The following is a 19,329-nucleotide window of genomic DNA, read 5'->3' on the forward strand; positions in this document are numbered from 1 at the left end:
AACGAACATTCCGGGGTGGGGAGGCCTGATGCGGGAGCCGGTCGATCTCAGGCGCCAGCGGATACTGGCGGCGGTGCAGGCACGCGGGACCGCGCGGGTGCGTGATCTGGCCGACGAGTTGCAGGTCTCGGTGGTCACCGTGCGCCGTGACGTCGAGGAACTGACCCGCGAGGGCAGGCTGCGCCGGGGGCACGGGGTGGTCCGGTCGACGCTGCCGGACCAGGAGGCGCCCGCGGACCCCGGCGGCCCGGCCGGGGACCGGGTGGCGGTGGTGGTCCCGGTCCGGCACTCGTACCTCACCGAGACCCTGCACGGGGCGCGCACGGTGCTGGAGGAGTCCGGGCTGCGCATGGCCCTGCACCTGGCGCCCCAGGCGTCCGGCACCGAACGGCCCCTGGTGGAGCGGGCGCTGGCGGACGGCGCGCAGGGGCTGCTGATCGCCCCGCGCTGGCGCCGCCGGGCGGAGGAGGCCGCCGACCACGAGTGGCTCGCCGCGACCGGGGTGCCGACGGTGCTGATGGAGCGGCGGCCGTGGCGGGGCAGCGCCCTGCACGCACTGGACTCGGTGTGCTCGGACCACTGGTACGGCGCCCATCTCGCGGTGGAGCACCTGGTGGGCCTCGGCCACCGGCGGATCGTGTTCGCCACCCGCCACGACAGTCCGACCGCCCGTTCGCTGCGGGCCGCGTTCACCGAGATCGCCGGGGCGCATCCGCTGGTGGAGCGGTGGGCGTGGACGCTCATCTCGCCGGAGGCCGGGGTCGACGGGCCCTACTCCGCGGACGAGTCGGCGGAGCCGCCCGCGCTGCTGCGCGAGGTGGGGGCGACCGCCCTGGTGCTGCACGGCGACGTGGACGCGCTGATGATCGTCCAGCGGCTGGCCGAGGAGGGGGTGCGCGTACCGGAGGACTGCTCGGTGGTGGCGTACGACGACGTGGTGGCGGGGCTGGGTTCGCCGCCGCTGACGGCCGTCGCGCCGCCGAAGGCCGAGGTCGGGCGGGCGGCGGCGGAGCTGCTGCTGCGGCGGCTGGCCGAGCCGCCCGGGAGCCGGCCGGGACGGCGGATCGAACTGCTGCCGCGGCTGATGGTGCGCGGGTCGACCGCGTCTCGCACCGCCGACTCCAACCAATGAGCGTTTGAGCGTTTTATTTTCTTCTGATCGATCTCTTGACCGTTTGAGTCGGGGCGTTCAGGATTCCCGTGTCCCGAACAGTCGTGGCCGCACCTGAGCGGACACGCAGGAGCCGCGGGAGGCGCCATGCCCGGACGACAGAGCCGTCGGTCCGTGCTCGCCGCGATGGCCGCCGTACCCCTGACAGGAGCCCTGGGCGCCTGCAGCGCGGGGAACGGCGCATCGTCGGCCCGCACCGGAACCACCACGCGCGTCACCTTCTGGTCCGCCCTGCGCGGCAGCCAGGAGGTGGTCGACGCCTTCAACCGCACACACCGCAGCATCCAGGTCGACTTCCAGCAGATCCCCTCCGGCGGCCAGGGCGGCTACGCCAAGCTCAGCAACGCCGCCCGGGCGGGCAACGCGCCCGACGTGGCCACCATCGAGTACCCGCAGGTCCCGGGGTACGCGATCGACGGGGTGGCACGCGACATCACCGACCTGGTGAGCGACGGCCTGCGCCGCAGGCTGCTGCCGCAGGCGCTCGCCCTGACCACCTTCGAGGACCGCGTCTTCGCCGTGCCGCTGGACGTCGAGCCGATGGTCATGCACTACCGCGCCGACCTGTTCGACCACTACGGGCTCGGCGTCGCGCGCACCTGGGAGGAGTTCGCCGAGCAGGCCGCGACCGTCCGCCGCAAGGCACCGGACCGGCGCCTGGTGCTCTTCCCCACCGACGGCATGACGCAGATGGCCTGCTACGCCTGGCAGGCGGGCGCCCAGTGGTTCGACACCTCCGGCGGAGCCTGGAACGTCTCCCTCGCCGACGCGCCGTCCAGACGGATCGCGGAGTACTGGCAGCGGCTCATCGACCGGGACCACGTGTTCGTGAACGCGGTCGAGAGCCGGCAGTCCGACGCGCAGATCGGCAACGGGCTGGTCCTCACCCGGCTCAGCGGCGCCTGGGACGCCGGCGCGCAGATGAACGCGCGGCCCGGGCAGAAGGGCCAGTGGCGGATCGCGCCCATGCCGCAGTGGGACACGGGACGTCCGGCGACGGGCACGCACGGCGGTTCCACGTTCGCGGTCACCAAGGACAGCCGGAACCCCGAGGCCGCCATGGAGTTCATCGAGTGGCAGGTCTCCCACCCGGACGCGCTGCGCGCCCGCCTCTCCAGCGGCACCAGCAGTCAGTACCCGGCCGCGCCCGGGCTGGTCCGGGTGGGACGCGAGGCCTTCGACCGGTCGTACTACGGCGGACAGGACATCTACGGCCTGTTCGAGCAGGAGGCCGGGAAGATCGGCGAACAGTGGCTGTGGGGACCGCGGATGAGCGCGACCCAGAAGGTCATGCAGGACTCCTTCGCCCGGGTCGGCGGCGGCCAGGGCAGCCTCCTGGAGTCCCTGCGCACCGCGCAGGAGGGCACCATGCCCGACCTCAAGGCCCTCGGCCTGTCCACCACCCAGCGCACCACCTGAGCCGACGAGAGGCAGGTGACACCCATGACCACGACGACCCACTCGCGGGTGCCGGCCGGCGCCGCACGCGCAGCCGCCCCGCAGCCCTCCGCCTCCGGCGTCCGCGCCCGCAGAGCGGCCAGGAGACGCCGACTGGGCGCCTGCGGCGTCCTGATGACGCCGTTCTTCGCCCTGCTGGTCACCGTCTTCCTCATCCCCGTCGGCACCGCCGTCCACCTGAGCTTCTTCAGCGACGACCAGCCCGGCCTGGGCTTCGGCCCCGAGCGGCAGGTCTTCGTCGGGCTGCGCTCCTACGCGGCCGTCCTCACCGACCCCACCTTCCTCGGCGGGCTCGGCACGGTCGCCCTGTACTGCCTCATCTACATCCCGCTGATGGTCGTAGGCGCGCTCGCCCTGGCGCTGATGCTGGACTCCGGGGTGGTCCGGCTGCGCGCCTTCGCCCAGCTGGGCCTGTTCCTGCCGCACGCGGTGCCCGGCATCATCGCCGCGCTGATCTGGCTGTACCTGTACACGCCCGGCATCAGCCCGGTCATCGAGCTGTTCGCGAAGGGCGACATCACGATCGACTTCCTGGGGGTGCACACGGTGGTCCCCTCCATCGTGAACATCGCCCTGTGGAGCAACCTGGGCTACAACATGGTGGTCTTCTACGCCGCCCTGCAGGCCGTGCCGCGCGAGGTGATCGAGGCGTCCGTCGTCGACGGCGCCGGGCCGGTGCGCGCGGCGCTCCAGGTCAAGACGCCGCTGGTGCGCGCCTCCATCGTGATGGTGTCGATCTTCACCCTGATCTGGGCGCTCCAGCTGTTCACCGAGCCCATGCTGCTCAGCCAGTCCTCACCGATGATCAGCTCCCGGTTCTCCCCCAGCATGTACATCTACGACGCGGCCTTCACCCGCAACAACTACGGTCTCGCGGCGGCCGCTTCGGTGGTCCTGCTGGTGTGCACCATCGCACTGTCCTACGGCGTCACCCGCTTCACCAGCCGCGCCGACTCCGAGGAGGCCCGATGAGCGCCACCGACAGCTCGCTGCTCCGCCCGGGACTGCTCGGCCGCGCCACGGTCAACGTGGTCGTCACCGTCTCCGTCCTCTACACGCTGCTGCCCGTGCTGTGGCTGGTGCTGGCCTCCACGAAGACGCGGGACGCCCTCTTCAGCAGCGACCTGCTCTCCCTGAGCGACTTCTCGTTCCTGCGCAACCTCGACGACCTCTTCGCCATGGACGGCGGGCTGTACGGGCGCTGGTACGTCAACAGCCTGCTGTACGCCGTCCTCGGCGCGGCCCTCGGCGCGCTGATCAGCGTGGCCTGCGGCTACGCCTTCGACAAGTACCGCTTCCGGCACAAGGAGAAGCTGTTCGGCCTGGTGCTGGCCGCGGTCATGGTGCCGCAGACCGTGCTCGCCCTGCCGCTGTACCTGATGGCCTCCGAGGCCGGCCTGGTCAACACCTTCTGGGCGGTCTTCATCCCGGTGCTGTTCAACCCGTTCGGCGTCTACCTGGGCCGGATCTTCGCGCGCGGCTACGTGCCCGACGAGGTGCTGGAGGCGGCCCGGGTGGACGGGGCGGGCGAGCTGACCACGTACGTCCGGGTGGCCCTGCGGATGCTGGGGCCGGGCCTGATCACGGTCTTCCTGTTCCAGCTGACCGCGATCTGGAACAACTTCTTCCTGCCCATGGTGATGCTCTCCGACCAGGACCTGTACCCCGTCAGTCTCGGCCTGTACCAGTGGAACAGCTCGGCGTCCGTCTCGCCCGAGTACTACCCCGTGGTGATCATGGGGTCACTGCTCGCCGTACTGCCGCTCATCCTCGCCTTCGTGCTGCTCCAGCGTTTCTGGCGCAGCGGCCTGACCGCCGGAGCCGTCAAGTGACCGTGCACGCCCCAGGACCCGGCCGCCGGCCCCGTGCCGCCGTGGCCATGTCCGCGGACGCCGCCTCGGCCGTCCTCGATCCCCAGTCCCTCGCCGCCTTCCGCCGGGTCTGCGACCTCGCGCCCTTCCCGGTGCTCGACGACCTCTCCACCGCCCGGGCCGTGTCCGTGCTGGCCGGCGTGGAGTTGCTGGTCACCGGCTGGGGCTGCCCGCCGCTGGACGCGGACGTGCTGCGGGCGGCGCCGCGGCTGCGGGCCGTCGTGCACACGGCGGGCAGTGTCCGCGGGCACGTCACCGACGCGTGCTGGGACCGCGGGATCGAGGTCTCCTCGGCCGCCGCGGCCAACGCTCTGCCGGTGGCCGAGTACACCCTGGCCATGATCCTGCTCAGCGGCAAGCGGGTCCTGGAGCGGGCCCGGGACTACCGGACGACGCGGGCCCGCGGCAACTGGCTGCGCACCTCGCGCGGCGTCGGCAACTACCGGCGCACGGTGGGCATCCTGTCGGCCTCCCTCATCGGCCGCCGGGTGATCGAGCTGCTGCGGCCGCACGACGTCGAGGTGCTGCTGCACGACCCCTACGTGAGCGAGGCCGAGGCCGCCGCACTGGGCGTCGAGGCGGTCGGGCTGCCGGAGCTGTTCGCCCGCTGCGACACCGTGAGCGTGCACACTCCGCTGCTGCCGGCGACCCGGAGGCTGGTCGGACGCGAGCTGATCGAGTCGATGCCGGCCGACGCCGTGCTCGTCAACACCTCGCGCGGCGCGGTCGTCGACCAGGCGGCCCTGACGGACGCGGTGCTGGCCGGCCGCGTCCGCGCCGTGCTCGACGTCACCGACCCCGAGGCGCTGCCGGCGGACCACCCGCTGTGGGACTGCGAGCACGCCCTGATCACCCCGCACCTCGCCGGCTCCGAGGGCAACGAGTGGCGCCGGCTCGCCGACCTGGCGCTCGACGAGACGACCCGCTGGGCCTCCGGGGCCGGCTTCCTCCACCCCGTACGACGCGAAAGGCTGGCGTTCCTGGCATGAGCATCCCGTTCGAACTGCCCACCGAGGACCGTGCGTCGAGCCCGTACACCGGCTACACCCGCGCCCACTGGGAGGCCGTCGCCGACGGGCTGCTGTGGGCGGCGTGGCGCTGGGGCACGCCCGGGTGCGCGCTGCTCGACCTGCCGGGGCGGCCGTCGCGCTCGGGCGTGCGCTCCGACGGCCTGGAAGGGTTCGCCCGGACGTTCCTCGCGGCGGCCTTCCGGGTCACGGGCGCCGGCGGCGAGGACCCGCACGACTGGCTGGGGCGGTATGCGCGCGGCCTCGCCTCGGGCACCCGCACGCCCGGCCGCGACGACGCCGAGTCCTGGCCGCTGATCCTGGACCACGACGTGCAGGGCCAGCCCATGGTCGAGTCGGCGTCGGTCGCGCTCGGCCTGCGGCTGACCGCGCCGTGGCTGTGGAAGAACCTCGACTCCGCGGTCCAGGACCGGGTGGAGGAGTGGCTGCGCGGGGCGCTGCGGCACGTGCCGGCGCCGAACAACTGGTACCTGTTCCCCTACACGGTCGCCGGGTTCCTGGAGTCGGTCGGCCGGGGCGACGCGGAGACGGGCGCGGCGCGGGAGCGGGCGCTGGAGCTGATGGAGGGCTGGTACCGGGGCGGGGGCTGGTACGCCGACGGCGACGGACGCGCCTTCGACCACTACAACGGCTGGGCCCTGCACCTCTACCCGGTGCTCGACGCCCACCTCGGCGGCGACACCGAGGCCCTCGCCCGGTACGGGGGGCGGCTGCGCGCCCACCTGGACGGGTTCGGCTCGATGTTCGGGGCGGACGGGGCGCCACTGCACTACGGCCGCTCGCTGACCTACCGTTTCGCGGCCTCGTCGGCCGTGGGGCTGGGCGCGCTGACCGGGCACACGCCGCTGGCGCCGGGCGCCTCGCGGCGGCTGGTGAGCGGGAGCCTGCGGTACTTCATGGACCGCGGGGCGCTGAGCGACGAGGGGCTGCTGAGCCTGGGCTGGTTCGGGCCCCACGGGGCGACGCTCCAGCCGTACTCGGGCCCGGCCTCCCCGTACTGGGCGTCGAAGGCCTTCGTGTCCCTGCTCGCCCCCGCGGACCACGCCCTATGGACGGCGACGGAGGAGCGCGCGCCGGTGGAGGAGGCGGACCGCGTGCTGGCCCTCGCGGCTCCGGGGCTGCTGGTGCAGTCGACGCGCGAGGACGGGATCGTACGGCTGCACAACCACGGCAGCGACCATGTCCGGCCGCACGAGGGCGAGTCGGCGGCCGAGGACGACCCGCACTACGGCAGGCAGGCCTACTCGACCCGGACCGGACCCACCGCCGGGGAGAACGCGGCCGACAACCATCTGTCGGTGGAGGTCGGCGGCCGGGGCAGCGTGCGGCGGCGGATCCACCCGCTCGGCGCCGGGCAGGGCGAGGGCTGGGGCTGGGCGGCCTCCTGGCACCGGCCCGTGTTCACCGGCGGCGCCCCGATGGTGCCGGGGCTGCGGGTGGAGAGCGTGACGGTGGCGCGGGGTCCGTACGAACTGCGGGTCCACCGGGTCCTCGGGGCGCCGCCGGGTGCCCGGCTGACCCACACCGGGTGGGCCACAGGACCCGAGGAGCCGCTGGTCTCCGCGCTGCACGGACTGCACGGCTGGCTCCCGGGGACGGAGACGGTGCGCGCCCCGCAGGGCACGGCGTTCGTGCCGTGGGCCGAACTGCCCCGGCTGTCGGGCGAGGCGGGGGGCACCTCCGTGCACGTCTGCGTGGCCGTGCTCGCCGGGGAGCCGGTGAACGTCTCCCCCGCCGAGGCCGTCACGGCCGTCGAGGCCGGCGACGGCGGCGTCGAGGTGGTGTGGGCGGACGATGCCGCCCGCACCCGGATCTCGTTCGACCCCGTCACGGTGACGCACGCTCAGGGGGCGGCCGGTCCGGACGCCTAGGACTCGGACAGGACGCGCAGGGCGCCGGGCAGCACCCGCGCGGTGACGGGGACCGCGGCGTCGACCTCGCCGTCGGCGCCGTACGGTATCGCCCGGTCCGCCTCGATGCGGACCTCCCTGCCGCGCACGACGCGGACCTGGGGCCGGTGCACGTGGGCGCCGGTCCCGAGTTCGTTCATCAGCGCGAAGAACAGCCGCCGCGGCGCGTCGTGGATCATCACCACCTCCAGCAGGCCGTCGTCCACCTCGGCGGCGGGCGCGATCAGCCGGTTGAAGCCGTAGTAGCCGGAGTTGGCGGCCACCACCGTGTAGCCGGTGAAGGCGTGCTCCTCGCCGTCGACCGTCACCCGGTAGCGCGGGGCGCGCCACCCGGCGACGGCCCGCAGGGCGCCCGCGTAGTAGGAGGCCGTACCGCGCAGCAGGCGGGCGCTGTTGGCATGGTGGTTGGCGAGCGCGTCGACCCCGGCGTAGACGCTGCCGAGCACGACGGTGCGGTCGTGGACGGCCGAGGTGACCTCGATGGTGTCGACGGCGCGGGGTTCGCCGTCGAGCAGGACCCGGGCGATTTCGGCCGGGTCGGTGGGCAGGCCCAGCGCGCGGGCGAAGTCGTTGCCCCGCCCGGCCGGCACCAGCCCCAGCACGGCGCCGGTGCCGCTGAGCGCGCCGCCGATGCCGCCCGCCATCCCGTCGCCGCCGACGGCGAGCACGATCCGGTCGCGTTCGCCGGCCCGGCGGGCGAGTTCCCGGGCGTGGTCGAGGCTGTGGCTGTACTCGGTCTCCAGCCCCGCGCCCGCCTCCCGCAGCAGCCGCGCCACCCCGAGCAGCGCGGCGGCCGAGGTGGCGCCGCCTGCGGTGGGGTTGACGACGGCGGTGAACTGTCGCATCGATCTGCCTCCGGGCTGACGGGTGGTGCCGACTGTTGTCTCACGGGTGCGGTGGCCGCCGGCCGGCGGGGTCAGTCCGCGGGCAGCAGGACGCCCGGGCTGAGCACTCCGGCGGGGTCGAGGGTCCGCTTGACGGCGCGCAGGGCCTCGATGCCGAGGGGGCCGGCCTCCTGGACGTACCAGTCGCGGTGGTCGGTGCCGACGCCGTGGTGGTGGGTGATGGTGCCGCCCGCGGCGAGGATGGCCTCGTTGGCGGCGTGCTTGGCCCGGGTCCAGTGCGCGACGGTGTCGTCGCCCTGCGCGCAGACGACGGTGAAGTACAGGGAGGCGCCGTTCTCGTAGACGTGCGAGATGTGGCACATGACCAGGGGCGGGGTGCCGGCGTCGGTGAGGGTGCCGGTGAGCGCGTCGCGCACGGCGGCGTAGAGGGCGGGGACGCGGGACCAGTAGGTCGCGGTCTCCAGGGTCTCGGCGAGGGCCCCGGCGTCGAGCAGGGAGTCCCGCAGGTACGGCGCGGAGTAGCGGCCGTGGGCCCAGCGCTCCCCCGGCTCCTCGCCGGCGAAGGTGCCGCCGCCGTCGGCCAGGACCCGGGCGGCCTCCTCGCGGCGGTGCGCGGTGTCGGCCTCGGTGCCCTCGAAGCCCACGACGGCCAGGCAGCCGGCGTCCTGCCGGTCGAGGGAGGCGCCCAGGGCGTCGGGCTGGGCGAGGCCGATGAGCGTCTCGGTCTCGTCGGACAGCCGCAGCACCGTCGGACGGGGGCCGTCCTGGGCGAGCCTGCGCAGGGCGGCGGCGCCCGCGTCGAAGGAGGCGAAGCGCCAGCCCTCGTAGCGGCGGACCTCGGGCACGGGCCGCACCCGGACGGTGACGGAGGTGATGACGCCCAGCGCGCCCTCCGAGCCGAGGACGAGCTGGCGCAGGTCGGGCCCTGCGGCAGAGCGCGGGGCGCGGCCGGTGACGAGGGTGCCTTCGGGGGTGGCGAGGGTGAGGCCGAGGACCATCTCGTCGAAGCGGCCGTAGCCGGCCGAGGCCTGTCCGCTGGACCGGGTGGCGGCGAAGCCGCCGATGGTGGCCCACTCGTAGGACTGCGGGAAGTGCCCGAGGGTGTACCCGTGCGCGGCGAGCAGCGCCTCGGCCTCGGGAGCGCGCAGGCCGGGCTGGAGCCGGGCGGTGCGGGAGACCTCGTCCAGTTCGAGCAGCCGGTTCATGAGGCGCGGGTCGAGTGCGACGAACGGGCCGCGGCGCCCGGGGGCGAGGCCGCCCACCACGGAGGTGCCGCCGCCGAAGGGGACCACGGGCAGACCGTGCCCGGCGCAGGTCTCCAGCACGGCCAGCACCTCGTCGTGACCGTCGGGCAGCACCACGGCGGCCGGGGTGTCACTGACGTCACCGGCGCGCATCAGCAGCAGGTCGGGGGTGGACTTGCCCCGGGTGTGGCGCAGGCGGGTCTCCGCGTCGGTGCGCACGCCGTCCGCGCGGTCGCCGACGGCGGCCGTGAGCGCCCGCAGGACGGCGTCGTCCAGGCCCGGTCCGGGGACGTCGATCTCCGCCAGCGGGAGCGGGGCGGCGTCGAGGGGCTTGACGCCGAGCAGATCGCGCAGCAGCCCGGTCACCGTGTCCGGCAGCGGCGTCGCCCTGGCCGGGTCGCCCCAGCCGTTCCACAGCATGTCCATGGCCTGTCGTCCTCACGGTCGCTTCGGGGGATGCCTGCCGCACCACCCGGCGGGGCGTTACACTGTTACACATGACGCCCAACCGTCACAACCACTCGACCCGGCCGAACCCCTCGGACAACGACGCGGTGCTCGACGCCGTGCGCGACTGCGTGATGGCCGTGGGGGTCCGCCGCACGACGATGACCGACGTGGCCCGCCGGGCCGGCGTCTCCCGGATGACCCTGTACCGGCGCTGGCCGGACGTGCGGTCCCTGGTCGGCGACCTGATGACCCGCGAGTGGATCGCGGTGGCCACCGGTGCCATCCCGGACCCCGTGACGGGTGGCGGCACCCGTGCGCGCGTCGTGGCGGGCATGGTCGCAGGGGTCGAGGCGTTCCGCGCCCACCCGCTCTTCCGCAAGATCGTCGACGTCGACCCCGAACTGCTCCTGCCCTACGTACTCGACCGGCGCGGCGCGAGCCAGGAGGCCCTCCTCGAACTGCTGACCGACGCGCTCGGGCAGGGGCACGCGGACGGGTCGGTGCGCCGGGCGCACCCCGAGCGGCAGGCCCGGTCCGTGCTGCTGGTCGTCCAGTCCTTCGCCCTGTCGCTGCGGACCATGACCGACGAGGACGACGCCGAGCTGACCTCCGCGGCCTTCCTCGCGGAGCTGCGCACCATCCTGGAGAGGACCCTCACCCCATGAGCCCCACCAGCAGCCCCGCCGCCGGGGACGCCTCCCTGTCCGCCGCCCGGCGCTCCCGCGAGCTGGCCGCCTGCGTGGGCGGACCCGTGGTGGACGTGCTGGTCGTCGGCCTCGGCGCGACCGGTGCGGGGGCCGCCCTGGACGCGGCGGCCCGCGGACTGAGCGTCGTCGCCGTCGACGCGCACGACCTGGCCTTCGGCACCTCCCGCTGGAGTTCCAAGCTCATCCACGGCGGTCTGCGCTACCTCGCCTCCGCGCAGCTGGACGTCGCGCACGAGAGCGCGGTGGAGCGCGGGGTGCTGATGGAGCGCACCGCGCCCCACCTGGTGCGTGCCCAGCCCTTCGTGCTGCCGCTGACGCCGCTGGTCTCGCGCGGCCAGGCGGCGCTGGCGTGGGCGGGCTTCCGGGCCGGCGACACGCTGCGGCTCGCGGCGCGCACGGCCCGGGCCACGCTGCCCGCGCCGCGCCGGCTGTCCGCCGTGGAGACCCGGCACCTGGCGCCCGCGCTGCGCTCCGACCGGCTGCGCGGCGGGCTGCTGTCCTGGGACGGTCGGCTCAGCGACGACGCCCGGCTGGTGACCGCGCTGGCCCGGACCGCGGCCGCCCGCGGCGCCCGGATCCTGACCCGGACCAGGGCGCTGGAGCTGACCGGGTCCGGTGCCCGGATCCGCGACGAGCTGACCGGCGAGGAGGGCGTGGTGCGGGCCCGCGCCGTGATCAACGCCTCCGGAGTGTGGGCCGGCGGCCTGGTGGACGGCATCCGGGTCCGGCCCTCCCGTGGCACCCACCTCGTCCTGCGCTCCGAACGCCTCGGCCCGCTCCCGGCGGGTCTGCACGTGCCGGTCCCCGGCGAGACCAACCGCTTCGTCCTGGTACTGCCCCAGGGCGACGGCCGGGTCTACGTCGGTCTGACCGACGAGCCCGTGGAGGGCGACGTCCCGGACGTCCCCGAGGTGCCGGAGACCGACGTGGGCTTCCTGCTCGACGTGCTCGGCTCCGTCCTGGACGCGCCCGTGCACCGCGAGGACGTGGTGGGCGCCTTCGCCGGCCTGCGCCCGCTGCTGGACACCACCTCGCCGGACCGGCCGGGCGGCGCGCCCCGCACGGCGGACATCTCGCGCCGGCACGCCGTGCTCACCTCGTCCGAGGGGGTGGTCACGGTGGTGGGCGGCAAGCTGACCACGTACCGGCGGATGGCCGAGGACGCGGTCGACGCCGCCGTCGCCGCGCGCGGCCTGCGCGCCGGACCGTCCCCCACGGCGAGCCTGCCCCTGGTCGGCGCCGCCGCCCCCCGCGACCTGGCCGCGGTGCGCGCGCCGGACCGCCTGGTGCGTCGCTACGGCACCGAGGCACCGGACGTCGTGGCCCTCGCCGCCCGGGACCCCCGGCTCGCCGAGCGGGTGCTGCCGGGCCACCCGGTCACCGGCGCCGAGCTGCTGTGGGCCGTGCGGCACGAGGGCGCCCTCGACGAGTCCGACCTCCTCGACCGGCGCACCCGCATCGGCCTGGTGCCCGAGGACCGGGCGGCGGCGCTGGACGCCGTACGCGGCCTGGTCGGGGAGGCCATGGCCGGGCGGGCCGGGTAGGGACGCGCTGCCGGCGGGGGCCCGGTCAGGCTGCCCGGTCAGGCCCCCGGCTGTTCGTCCTGGACGGCCCTGCGGACGTTCTCCTCGGTGGTGTCCCGGGACCCGCCTCCCTCCTTCACGTACTCCGCCATCGCGGTCCGCGCGTCCCGGTCCAGGTCGCGCCAGGCCCGCACGGCGGTCTCGTAGGTGTCGGACTGCCGCGGGGTCCACCGGTGCTGCGTGGGCGGCCCGTACGAGTCGCGCAGTTCCTCGACCCGGTGCTGCGCCAGGTCCGCCGCGCGACGCTTGTGCACGAGCTCCTCGAACGTGTGCTCCTCCACACTTCGACGGTAGTCAGCCGAGCGCCGTCGCGCGCGTCGAACCGGGTGCCGGGCGTCCCGTGGGCACGGGTCCGCGCAACTGGGCCCCACGGACGGCGAAGGGCCTTAACATCAAGCCACCATCGACGGCCGGGCATATGCGAGAGGTGAGGGAAGCGTGGCGGAGACCGAGGGACCGGCAGTACCCGAGCGGCTGCTGATCACCCGTACCACCACGGGCGACGGCGTCAGCATCGTCATCCTCACCGGGGAGGTCGATCTCGACGGCAGCGGCCGGTTCCGCGACGTCCTGCTGTCGTCGGTGCAGTCCTCCCCGGGCACCGTCGTCGACTTCGGCGAGGTGGGCTTCCTGGACTCCAGCGGCATCAACGTCCTGATCACGGCGCACCGCGAGGCCGAGTCCCTCGGGGTCTGGCTCCGGCTGGCGGCGCCGCGGGACCCCGTCGAGCGGGTGCTGCGGCTCGTCGGCGTGGACGGGCTGATCGACTGCTTCCCCAGCGTGGAACAGGCGCTGACCGGCTGAGGCGGGTCAGGTCAGCGGCAGCCGCGCGTACACGGTCTTCCCCTTGGTGTGCGGCCTGGTGATCACCTCGCCGCACAGCCGGGTGACGATCTCCAGGCCGTGCCGGCCGACGCGCACGGGGTCGCGGGGCAGGAAGGTGGGAAAACCGTCCCCGGTGTCGGACACCGCGATCTCCACCCGGTCGCCCACCAGGGTCAGCGCCAGCCGGCACGGGCCGGGCGCGTGCCGCAGGGCGTTCGTCACCAGTTCGCTGGCGACCAGGCGGGCGGTGTCGAGGAAGGTGTCGGCCGGGGCGACGCCCAGCTCGGCGAGGTGCGCGACGAAGCGGTGCACGACGTCCCGGGAGGCGGGGATCATCGCCGAACCGCCCGTGAACTCCACCACCGTGGAGACGGCGGAGGCGTCCGCGGCATCGGGTCCGTGCGCCGGAGTCATACTGAGCCTCACCGTCCGGTCGGGGCCGTGTGGGGGAGCGAGGTCCCGGCCCCACACGATACGCACCGGCGGGTCGCGCACGACTCGATTGCCCCAACTTCCGCCGCCCGCGCCGCCTTTCGGACAGGCGCCGGCGGGGAGGCCCGGACCGGTCAAGGGGCGGTGCGGCCGCCCGCAGCGGGCGCGGCGGAGCCCGAGCCCTCGATGCCGGGCTCCGTGGTCCGCACGTCGACGCCGAGGTCGGCGAAGCGCTGGAAGGGTCACCCGCGCGGACCGACCGCGTGCGCGATCCGGGTCCGGTGGCGCATTCTTGCTGTGTCGACCGCGCGGCGGCGCACGGACGAGGTGGGGCCGATGAGTGCAGGCGCCGAGGATGCGGGCCGGACGCCGGGACGGCTGACGGCGCCGCTGGTCGACGCCTGCGTCCGGGCGATCGAGGCCGCCGACGGCCGGGTGGGCGGGATCTACCTGCGCTCCGGCACCCCCGGTCTGCTGCGGCTGGCCGTGCTCACCGGGCTGCCCGGACCACTGTTCCGGCCCTGGTGGCGCCTGCACGCCGACAGCCCCTTCCCGGTCGCCGACGCCTACCGCCTGGGCGTCCGCGTCGTGCTGCCGGGTGCCGCCGAGACGATGCGCCGCTACCCGCAGTTCGCGGCCGGCCTGCCGTTCCCGTTCGGGTCGCTGTACGTGCCGGTCGCCGGGACGAGGCGGACGTACGGCGTTCTCACCGTCCTGCGGCCCCCCGCATCGGACGCCGCCGAGGTGCTGGAGGGCGCCGACCGGATGGCGCCCCTGGCCGAGGAGCTGGGCGCGGCCCTGGAGCGACTGGACGAGGACCGCGCCGCGCCGCCGGTGCTCTGGGAGGGCGAACCGCTCTGCGTGCGGCCGCCGCCCGCCGCACGGCACCCGCGGCACACCGGGAGTTTCGCCTGGGACCCGGCGACCGGCGCCGTCACCCTCGACGAGCCGCTGTGCACCCTGCTCGGCCTGCCGCCCGGCCCAGCCGGACCCCCCACCGGCCTCGCGGCGCTCACCGCCGTACTAGCCGCCGGCGACGGGCACAGGCTGGCGTCCGCGCTGCGGGAGACGGCCACGGGGGCACCGCCGGGGCTGCCCCTGCACGTGCGTCTGGCGGACGGCGGCGCCCCGCGCCTGGTCGAGTTGTGGCGGGCCCCCGGAGCCCGGAGCGACGACGTGACCGTGCGGGGAGCGGTCCGGGACCCCCTCGCCGGCGGCGTGGCCGACGCCGCCGCCGACCTGCTGCCCGAGGGGGTGTTCTGCGTGGACCGGCTGGGCACGGTCGCCTACGCCAACCCGCGCGCCGCCCAGCTGCTGGGCCGCCCCCGGGCGGCGCTCGTCGGGCGCTCGCTGTGGGAGGCGGTGCCGTGGCTGGACCAGGCCGCCTACGAGGACCACCTGCGCGGCGCGCTGCTCTCCCCCGACCCGGTCCGCTTCCACGTCCGGCGCCCGCCCGACACGAGCCGCCGCACCGCGCCGCAGCCCTTCGAGGGCGACTGGCTGGCCGTATCCGTCCACCCGGGCCCCGATCTCCTCGCGGTCACCCTGCGGCCCGCCAACCGCGTGGCGGACGCGTCGGCCGGCCTCACCCCGGAGCACGGGGTGCCCGAGGCGGAGCCCGAGACCGGCGCCCCCGCCCCGCCGGTCGCCGCGACGGCGCCCGAGTACCGCCCGATCGTGCTGGCCGTCGCGCTCACCGAGGCGGTCACCGCGCGCCAGGTGTCCGCCGTGGTCGTGCGCGAGCTGCTCTCCGCCTTCGGCGGCCGCCGCCTCGCCATCTACCTGCTCCAGGACCGCCACCTGTACCTGGCGTGGGAGACGGGCTTCCCGCCGGGGTTCCTCGCTCCCTTCGAGGGCGTCGCGCTGGACGCCCGGCTGCCCGGCGTCGAGACGCTGACCAGCGGCCGGCCGCTCTTCTTCGACTCCATGCAGGACCTGGCCGCCGCCTACCCCGGCATCCCGCTGGACGCCACCGAGGGCGCCCGCGCCTTCCTGCCGCTGATCGCGTCCGGGCGCCCGGTCGGGTCCTGCATCCTCGGCTTCGACCGGGCGCGCGGCTTCAGCACCGAGGAACGCACCGTGCTCACCGCGCTCGCCGGGCTGATCGCGCACGCCATGGAGAAGGCCCGGCGCTACGAGTCGGAGACCGCGCTGGCCCGCGGCCTGCAAGGCGTCCTGCTCCCCCGCCGGCTGCCCGCCCACCCGCTGCTGGAGACCGCGGGACGCTACCTGCCCGGCACCGAGGGCATGGAGGTGGGCGGGGACTGGTACGACGTCGTCGCCTCCGGGGACGGCATGGCCCTGGTCATCGGCGACGTGCAGGGGCACGGCGTGCAGGCGGCGGCCACGATGGGGCAACTGCGCAGCGCGGTGCGGGCCTTCGCCCTCGGCGACCGTCCGCCCGACGAGGTGATGAGCGGCGTCAACCACCTGCTCGCCGACCTGGACCCGGGCCTGTTCGCGAGCTGCTGCTACATCCGGCTCGACCCCGCCACCGGCCGCGCCCTCGCCGCGCGCGCGGGCCACCCGCCGCCGCTGCTGCGCCACCCGGACGGACGCACCGAGGCCCTGGACCTGCCCGGCGGCGTGGTGCTCGGCGTGGACCCCGGGGCGCCGTACCCGCTGACCGAGTTCCGCGTCGAGCCGGGCGCCGTCCTCGCCCTCTACACGGACGGACTGGTGGAACGCCCCGGCGGCGACATCGACGACGGCATCACCGCCCTGCGGCTGGCCCTGGCCAGGGCGGGCGCGCCGGCCGCCCGGTCCGGCGGCGGCGCGCTGGCGGGCGTGGCGGACCGCCTCGTCGTGGCGGCCCGCCACACGAAGGACCGCGCCGACGACATCGCCCTGCTGCTCGCCACCCGGCGCCCCCCTCCCGGGCACCCCGGGTGACCCGGTCCGCGGCCGCCGCGGCGGCCGGCCGCGCCACCACAGGGGGTGCCCCTCGCCTCACGGGGCCCGGCAGTGTAGACATGGGCACATGGTCCGACTGAGGGGTCGATCGGGAGAGCGGTCACCCCGTCGTCCCAGCGGCCCGCTCTCCCGGCACCGGGGGGACGCGGACCCGACACGGCGGGGGGCGGACGCGGGGCGGCGTGACTCCGCGCTGCGCCGGGTGCTGTCCGGACGCAGCGTGGCCGCCCAGGTCTTCGCCATGAACGTGGTCATCGTGCTGCTGCTGGTGGTGGCCGCGGCGGTCGCGCTGGTGCTCCAGGTACGGCACGACACCACCGTGGAGGCCCGCAACCGGTCCGTCGCGGTGGCCGAGACGTTCGCCAACTCCCCCGGCATCCGGGAGGCGCTGCGCTCCCCCGACCCCACGGCCGTCCTCCAGCCGCGCGCCGAGGCGGCCCGCAAGGCGACCGGCGTCGACTTCGTGGTCGTCACCGACACCGACGGCGTGCGCTACACGCATCCCAAGCCGGACCGCATCGGGCGGCAGTTCGTCGGGAACATCGCCCCGGCGCTGGACGGGAAGACGGTCACGGAGGAGGTCGACGGGACCCTCGGCCCGCTGGTCCAGGCGATCGTGCCGGTCGAGGACCCTGACGGCACGGTCATCGGCCTGGTCTCGGCCGGGATCACCACGGAGAACGTGGGCGGCGCCGCCGAGCGGCAGCTGCCGCTGGTGCTGATCGTGGCGGCGGTCGGGCTGGCCGTGGCGACGGCGGGCACCGCCCTCGTCAGCCGCCGGCTGCTGCGCCAGACCCACGGCCTGGGGCCACGCGAGATGACCCGGATGTACGAACACCACGACGCGGTGCTGCACAGCGTCCGCGAGGGCGTCCTCATCGTCGGCCCGGGGGGCGGTCTGCTGCTCGCCAACGACGAGGCCGTGCGACTGCTCAACCTGCCGCCCGACAACGAGGGGCGCGACGTCCGCGACCTCGGCCTGCCCGCCGACACCGCGGAGCTGCTGGCGTCCGGACGGGAGGCGACCGACGAGGTGCACCTCGTCAAGGACCGGCTCCTGGCGGTCAACCAGCGGCCCACCGACGTGCGCGGCGGCCCGGCGGGCAGCGTCGCCACGCTCCGCGACTCCACGGAGCTGCGGGCCCTGTCCGGCCGCGCCGAGACGGCCCGGGAACGCCTCGACATGCTGTACGACGCGGGCGTCGGCATCGGCACCAGTCTCGACGTCACCCGCACCGCCGAGGAGCTGGCGGAGCTGGCCGTGCCCCGGTTCGCGGACTACGTCAGCGTGGACCTGTTCGACGCCGTGCTCGCGGGCGGCCAGCCGGAGGGCGTGACGGCGCTGCACCGCACCGCGCTCGGCGGCGGCACCGGGGACGTCCCGCTCTACCCGGTGGGCCACCAGCTGCGCTACGTGGAGTCGTCCCCGCAGGGCCGGACCCTGCGCACCGGCGCCCCCCTGCTCGAACCGCGCCTCGACGTGGCCGCCGGCTGGCAGGCGCAGGACCTCGAACGGACCGCGCAGGTCCTGGAGTACGGCATCCATTCGCTGATCACCGTGCCGCTGCGGGCGGGCACGCTGGTGCTCGGGGTGGTCAGCTTCTGGCGCCGCGAGACGCCCGAGCCGTTCGACGAGGACGAGCTGGCCCTCGCCGAGGAGCTGGTCGCGCGGGCCGCGGTCTCCATCGACAACGCGCGCCGCTACACGCGCGAGCACAGCATGGCGGTCACCCTCCAGCGCAGCCTGCTGCCCCGCCGCATGCCGGACCAGAACGCCCTGGACGTCGCCTACCGGTACCTGCCCGCCCAGGCGGGGGTGGGCGGCGACTGGTTCGACGTCCTGCCGCTGTCGGGGGCCAGGGTCGCGCTGGTGGTCGGCGACGTCGTGGGGCACGGACTGCACGCGGCGGCCACGATGGGGCGGCTGCGCACGGCGGTGCACAACTTCAGCGCCCTCGACCTGCCGCCGGACGAACTGCTCGGCCTGCTGGACGAGCTGGTCGGCCGCATCGACCAGGACGAGCAGACCGACGACGGCACCGCCCCCGTCACCGGCGCGACCTGTCTCTACGCGATCTACGATCCGGTCGCCGCCACCTGCGTGATCGCCCGCGCGGGCCACCCGCCACCGGCGCTGATCGGGCCCGACGGCAGCGTGGAGTTCCCCGAGGTGCCCGCCGGTCCCCCGCTGGGGCTGGGCGGCCTGCCGTTCGAGACGACCGAGCTGCGGCTCGCCGAGGGCAGCCGGCTGGTGCTGTACACCGACGGTCTGGTGGAGGACCGGGAGCACGACATCGACGTGGGCCTGGAGCAGCTGCGCCGGGCGCTGGAGACGGCCGGCGAGACACCCGAGGAGACCTGCCGGACCGTCCTGGACGCCCGGCTCCCGGACCGGCCGGGCGACGACATCGCCCTGCTCGTGGCCCGCACCCGCACCCTCGGCCCCGACCAGGTGGCCGAGTGGCAGGTGCCGTCCGACCCGGCCGCCGTCGGCGAGGTGCGCTCCCAGGTCACCCGGCGGCTGACCGAGTGGGGACTGGACGACCTGGCGTTCGCCACGGAGCTGATCCTCAGCGAGCTGGTCACCAACGCCATCCGGTACGGCGGCGAGACCGTCCACGTGCGGATGCTGCGCGACCGGAGCCTGGTCTGCGAGGTCTTCGACAGCAGCAGCACCTCGCCCCACCTGCGCTACGCGGCCATGACCGACGAGGGCGGGCGCGGGCTGTTCCTGGTCGCGCAGCTCGCCGAGCGCTGGGGCACCCGCTACACGCCGGCCGGCAAGGTCATCTGGGCGGAGCAGCCCATGCCGTGACCGGGTGGGCGGCGCCGCCCCCCAGGTCCGTACCGAATCGTGCCCGACGGGTGTCCAGCACGCCCGGCATCTGGTAG

General features: G+C 75.1%; 15 protein-coding genes. 11 read left to right on the forward strand and 4 right to left on the reverse strand.

From position 1 onward, the window contains the following. Positions 1–28 precede the first annotated feature (28 nt). The 6 genes from IE108_RS09715 to IE108_RS09740 all read left to right on the forward strand — a co-directional run bounded on the left by IE108_RS09715 (position 29) and on the right by IE108_RS09740 (position 7,399). A complete protein-coding gene (locus tag IE108_RS09715) occupies positions 29–1,132 on the forward strand; it encodes a substrate-binding domain-containing protein (RefSeq protein WP_064731241.1) in 1,104 nt (367 codons plus the stop codon). Between the two features lie 126 nt (positions 1,133–1,258). Further along, a complete protein-coding gene (locus IE108_RS09720; RefSeq protein ID WP_064731240.1) occupies positions 1,259–2,590 on the forward strand; it encodes an ABC transporter substrate-binding protein in 1,332 nt (443 codons plus the stop codon). Positions 2,591–2,614: 24 nt separating this feature from the next. Continuing rightward, entirely contained in the window at positions 2,615–3,601 is a 987-nt protein-coding gene (locus IE108_RS09725; protein ID WP_064731239.1) for a carbohydrate ABC transporter permease, read from the forward strand. Then, complete coding sequence (locus IE108_RS09730; protein ID WP_064731238.1) at positions 3,598–4,461, forward strand: carbohydrate ABC transporter permease; 864 nt, start codon at positions 3,598–3,600, stop codon at positions 4,459–4,461. The genes IE108_RS09725 and IE108_RS09730 overlap by 4 nt, the downstream gene beginning before the upstream one ends. Then, the gene (locus tag IE108_RS09735) at positions 4,458–5,489 is read left to right on the forward strand and encodes a hydroxyacid dehydrogenase (protein ID WP_079163765.1); all 1,032 of its coding nucleotides are present in this window, start codon (positions 4,458–4,460) and stop codon (positions 5,487–5,489) included. The genes IE108_RS09730 and IE108_RS09735 overlap by 4 nt, the downstream gene beginning before the upstream one ends. Continuing rightward, the gene (locus IE108_RS09740) at positions 5,486–7,399 is read left to right on the forward strand and encodes a DUF2264 domain-containing protein (protein WP_064731236.1); all 1,914 of its coding nucleotides are present in this window, start codon (positions 5,486–5,488) and stop codon (positions 7,397–7,399) included. Before IE108_RS09735 ends, IE108_RS09740 begins: the two co-directional genes overlap by 4 nt. Here the strand turns inward: IE108_RS09740 and IE108_RS09745 are convergent. Both IE108_RS09745 and IE108_RS09750 read right to left on the reverse strand, forming a co-directional pair. Continuing rightward, on the reverse strand, positions 7,396–8,283 hold the full coding sequence (locus tag IE108_RS09745; protein ID WP_064731235.1) for a YegS/Rv2252/BmrU family lipid kinase: 888 nt from the start codon (positions 8,281–8,283) through the stop codon (positions 7,396–7,398). The genes IE108_RS09740 and IE108_RS09745 overlap by 4 nt on opposite strands. Before the next feature lie 71 nt (positions 8,284–8,354). After that, positions 8,355–9,953: an FAD-binding oxidoreductase gene (locus IE108_RS09750; protein ID WP_064731234.1), complete on the reverse strand. Its 1,599-nt coding sequence runs from the start codon at positions 9,951–9,953 to the stop codon at positions 8,355–8,357. A gap of 71 nt (positions 9,954–10,024) precedes the next feature. Between IE108_RS09750 and IE108_RS09755 the strand changes: the two genes are divergently transcribed. Beyond that, the gene (locus IE108_RS09755; RefSeq protein WP_064731233.1) at positions 10,025–10,642 is read left to right on the forward strand and encodes a TetR/AcrR family transcriptional regulator; all 618 of its coding nucleotides are present in this window, start codon (positions 10,025–10,027) and stop codon (positions 10,640–10,642) included. Continuing rightward, the gene (locus IE108_RS09760) at positions 10,639–12,228 is read left to right on the forward strand and encodes a glycerol-3-phosphate dehydrogenase/oxidase (RefSeq protein WP_064731232.1); all 1,590 of its coding nucleotides are present in this window, start codon (positions 10,639–10,641) and stop codon (positions 12,226–12,228) included. The genes IE108_RS09755 and IE108_RS09760 overlap by 4 nt, the downstream gene beginning before the upstream one ends. Positions 12,229–12,266: 38 nt before the next feature. Here the strand turns inward: IE108_RS09760 and IE108_RS09765 are convergent, their stop codons facing one another. Further along, positions 12,267–12,521 carry a hypothetical protein gene (locus IE108_RS09765; protein ID WP_064732089.1) on the reverse strand — a complete coding sequence of 85 codons (255 nt, stop codon included), beginning with the start codon at positions 12,519–12,521 and terminating at the stop codon, positions 12,267–12,269. A gap of 184 nt (positions 12,522–12,705) precedes the next feature. Between IE108_RS09765 and IE108_RS09770 the strand changes: the two genes are divergently transcribed. Then, positions 12,706–13,071 (forward strand): STAS domain-containing protein, encoded by a 366-nt coding sequence (locus IE108_RS09770; RefSeq protein ID WP_064731231.1) that lies wholly within the window; start codon positions 12,706–12,708, stop codon positions 13,069–13,071. A gap of 6 nt (positions 13,072–13,077) precedes the next feature. Here IE108_RS09770 and IE108_RS09775 read toward each other — a convergent pair whose 3' ends face one another. Beyond that, positions 13,078–13,506, reverse strand: a complete 429-nt coding sequence (locus tag IE108_RS09775; protein ID WP_064731230.1) for an ATP-binding protein — start codon at positions 13,504–13,506, stop codon at positions 13,078–13,080. Positions 13,507–13,860: 354 nt separating this feature from the next. On the opposite strand from IE108_RS09775, the gene IE108_RS09780 reads away from it, so the two are divergent. After that, positions 13,861–16,416 carry a SpoIIE family protein phosphatase gene (locus IE108_RS09780; RefSeq protein WP_064732088.1) on the forward strand — a complete coding sequence of 852 codons (2,556 nt, stop codon included), beginning with the start codon at positions 13,861–13,863 and terminating at the stop codon, positions 16,414–16,416. Positions 16,417–16,504: 88 nt separating this feature from the next. Further along, entirely contained in the window at positions 16,505–19,252 is a 2,748-nt protein-coding gene (locus tag IE108_RS09785) for a SpoIIE family protein phosphatase (RefSeq protein ID WP_079163764.1), read from the forward strand. Positions 19,253–19,329: the final 77 nt, after the last annotated feature.

The sequence above is a fragment of the Streptomyces parvulus genome, from assembly GCF_014648855.1.
Lineage (GTDB): Bacteria > Actinomycetota > Actinomycetes > Streptomycetales > Streptomycetaceae > Streptomyces > Streptomyces parvulus.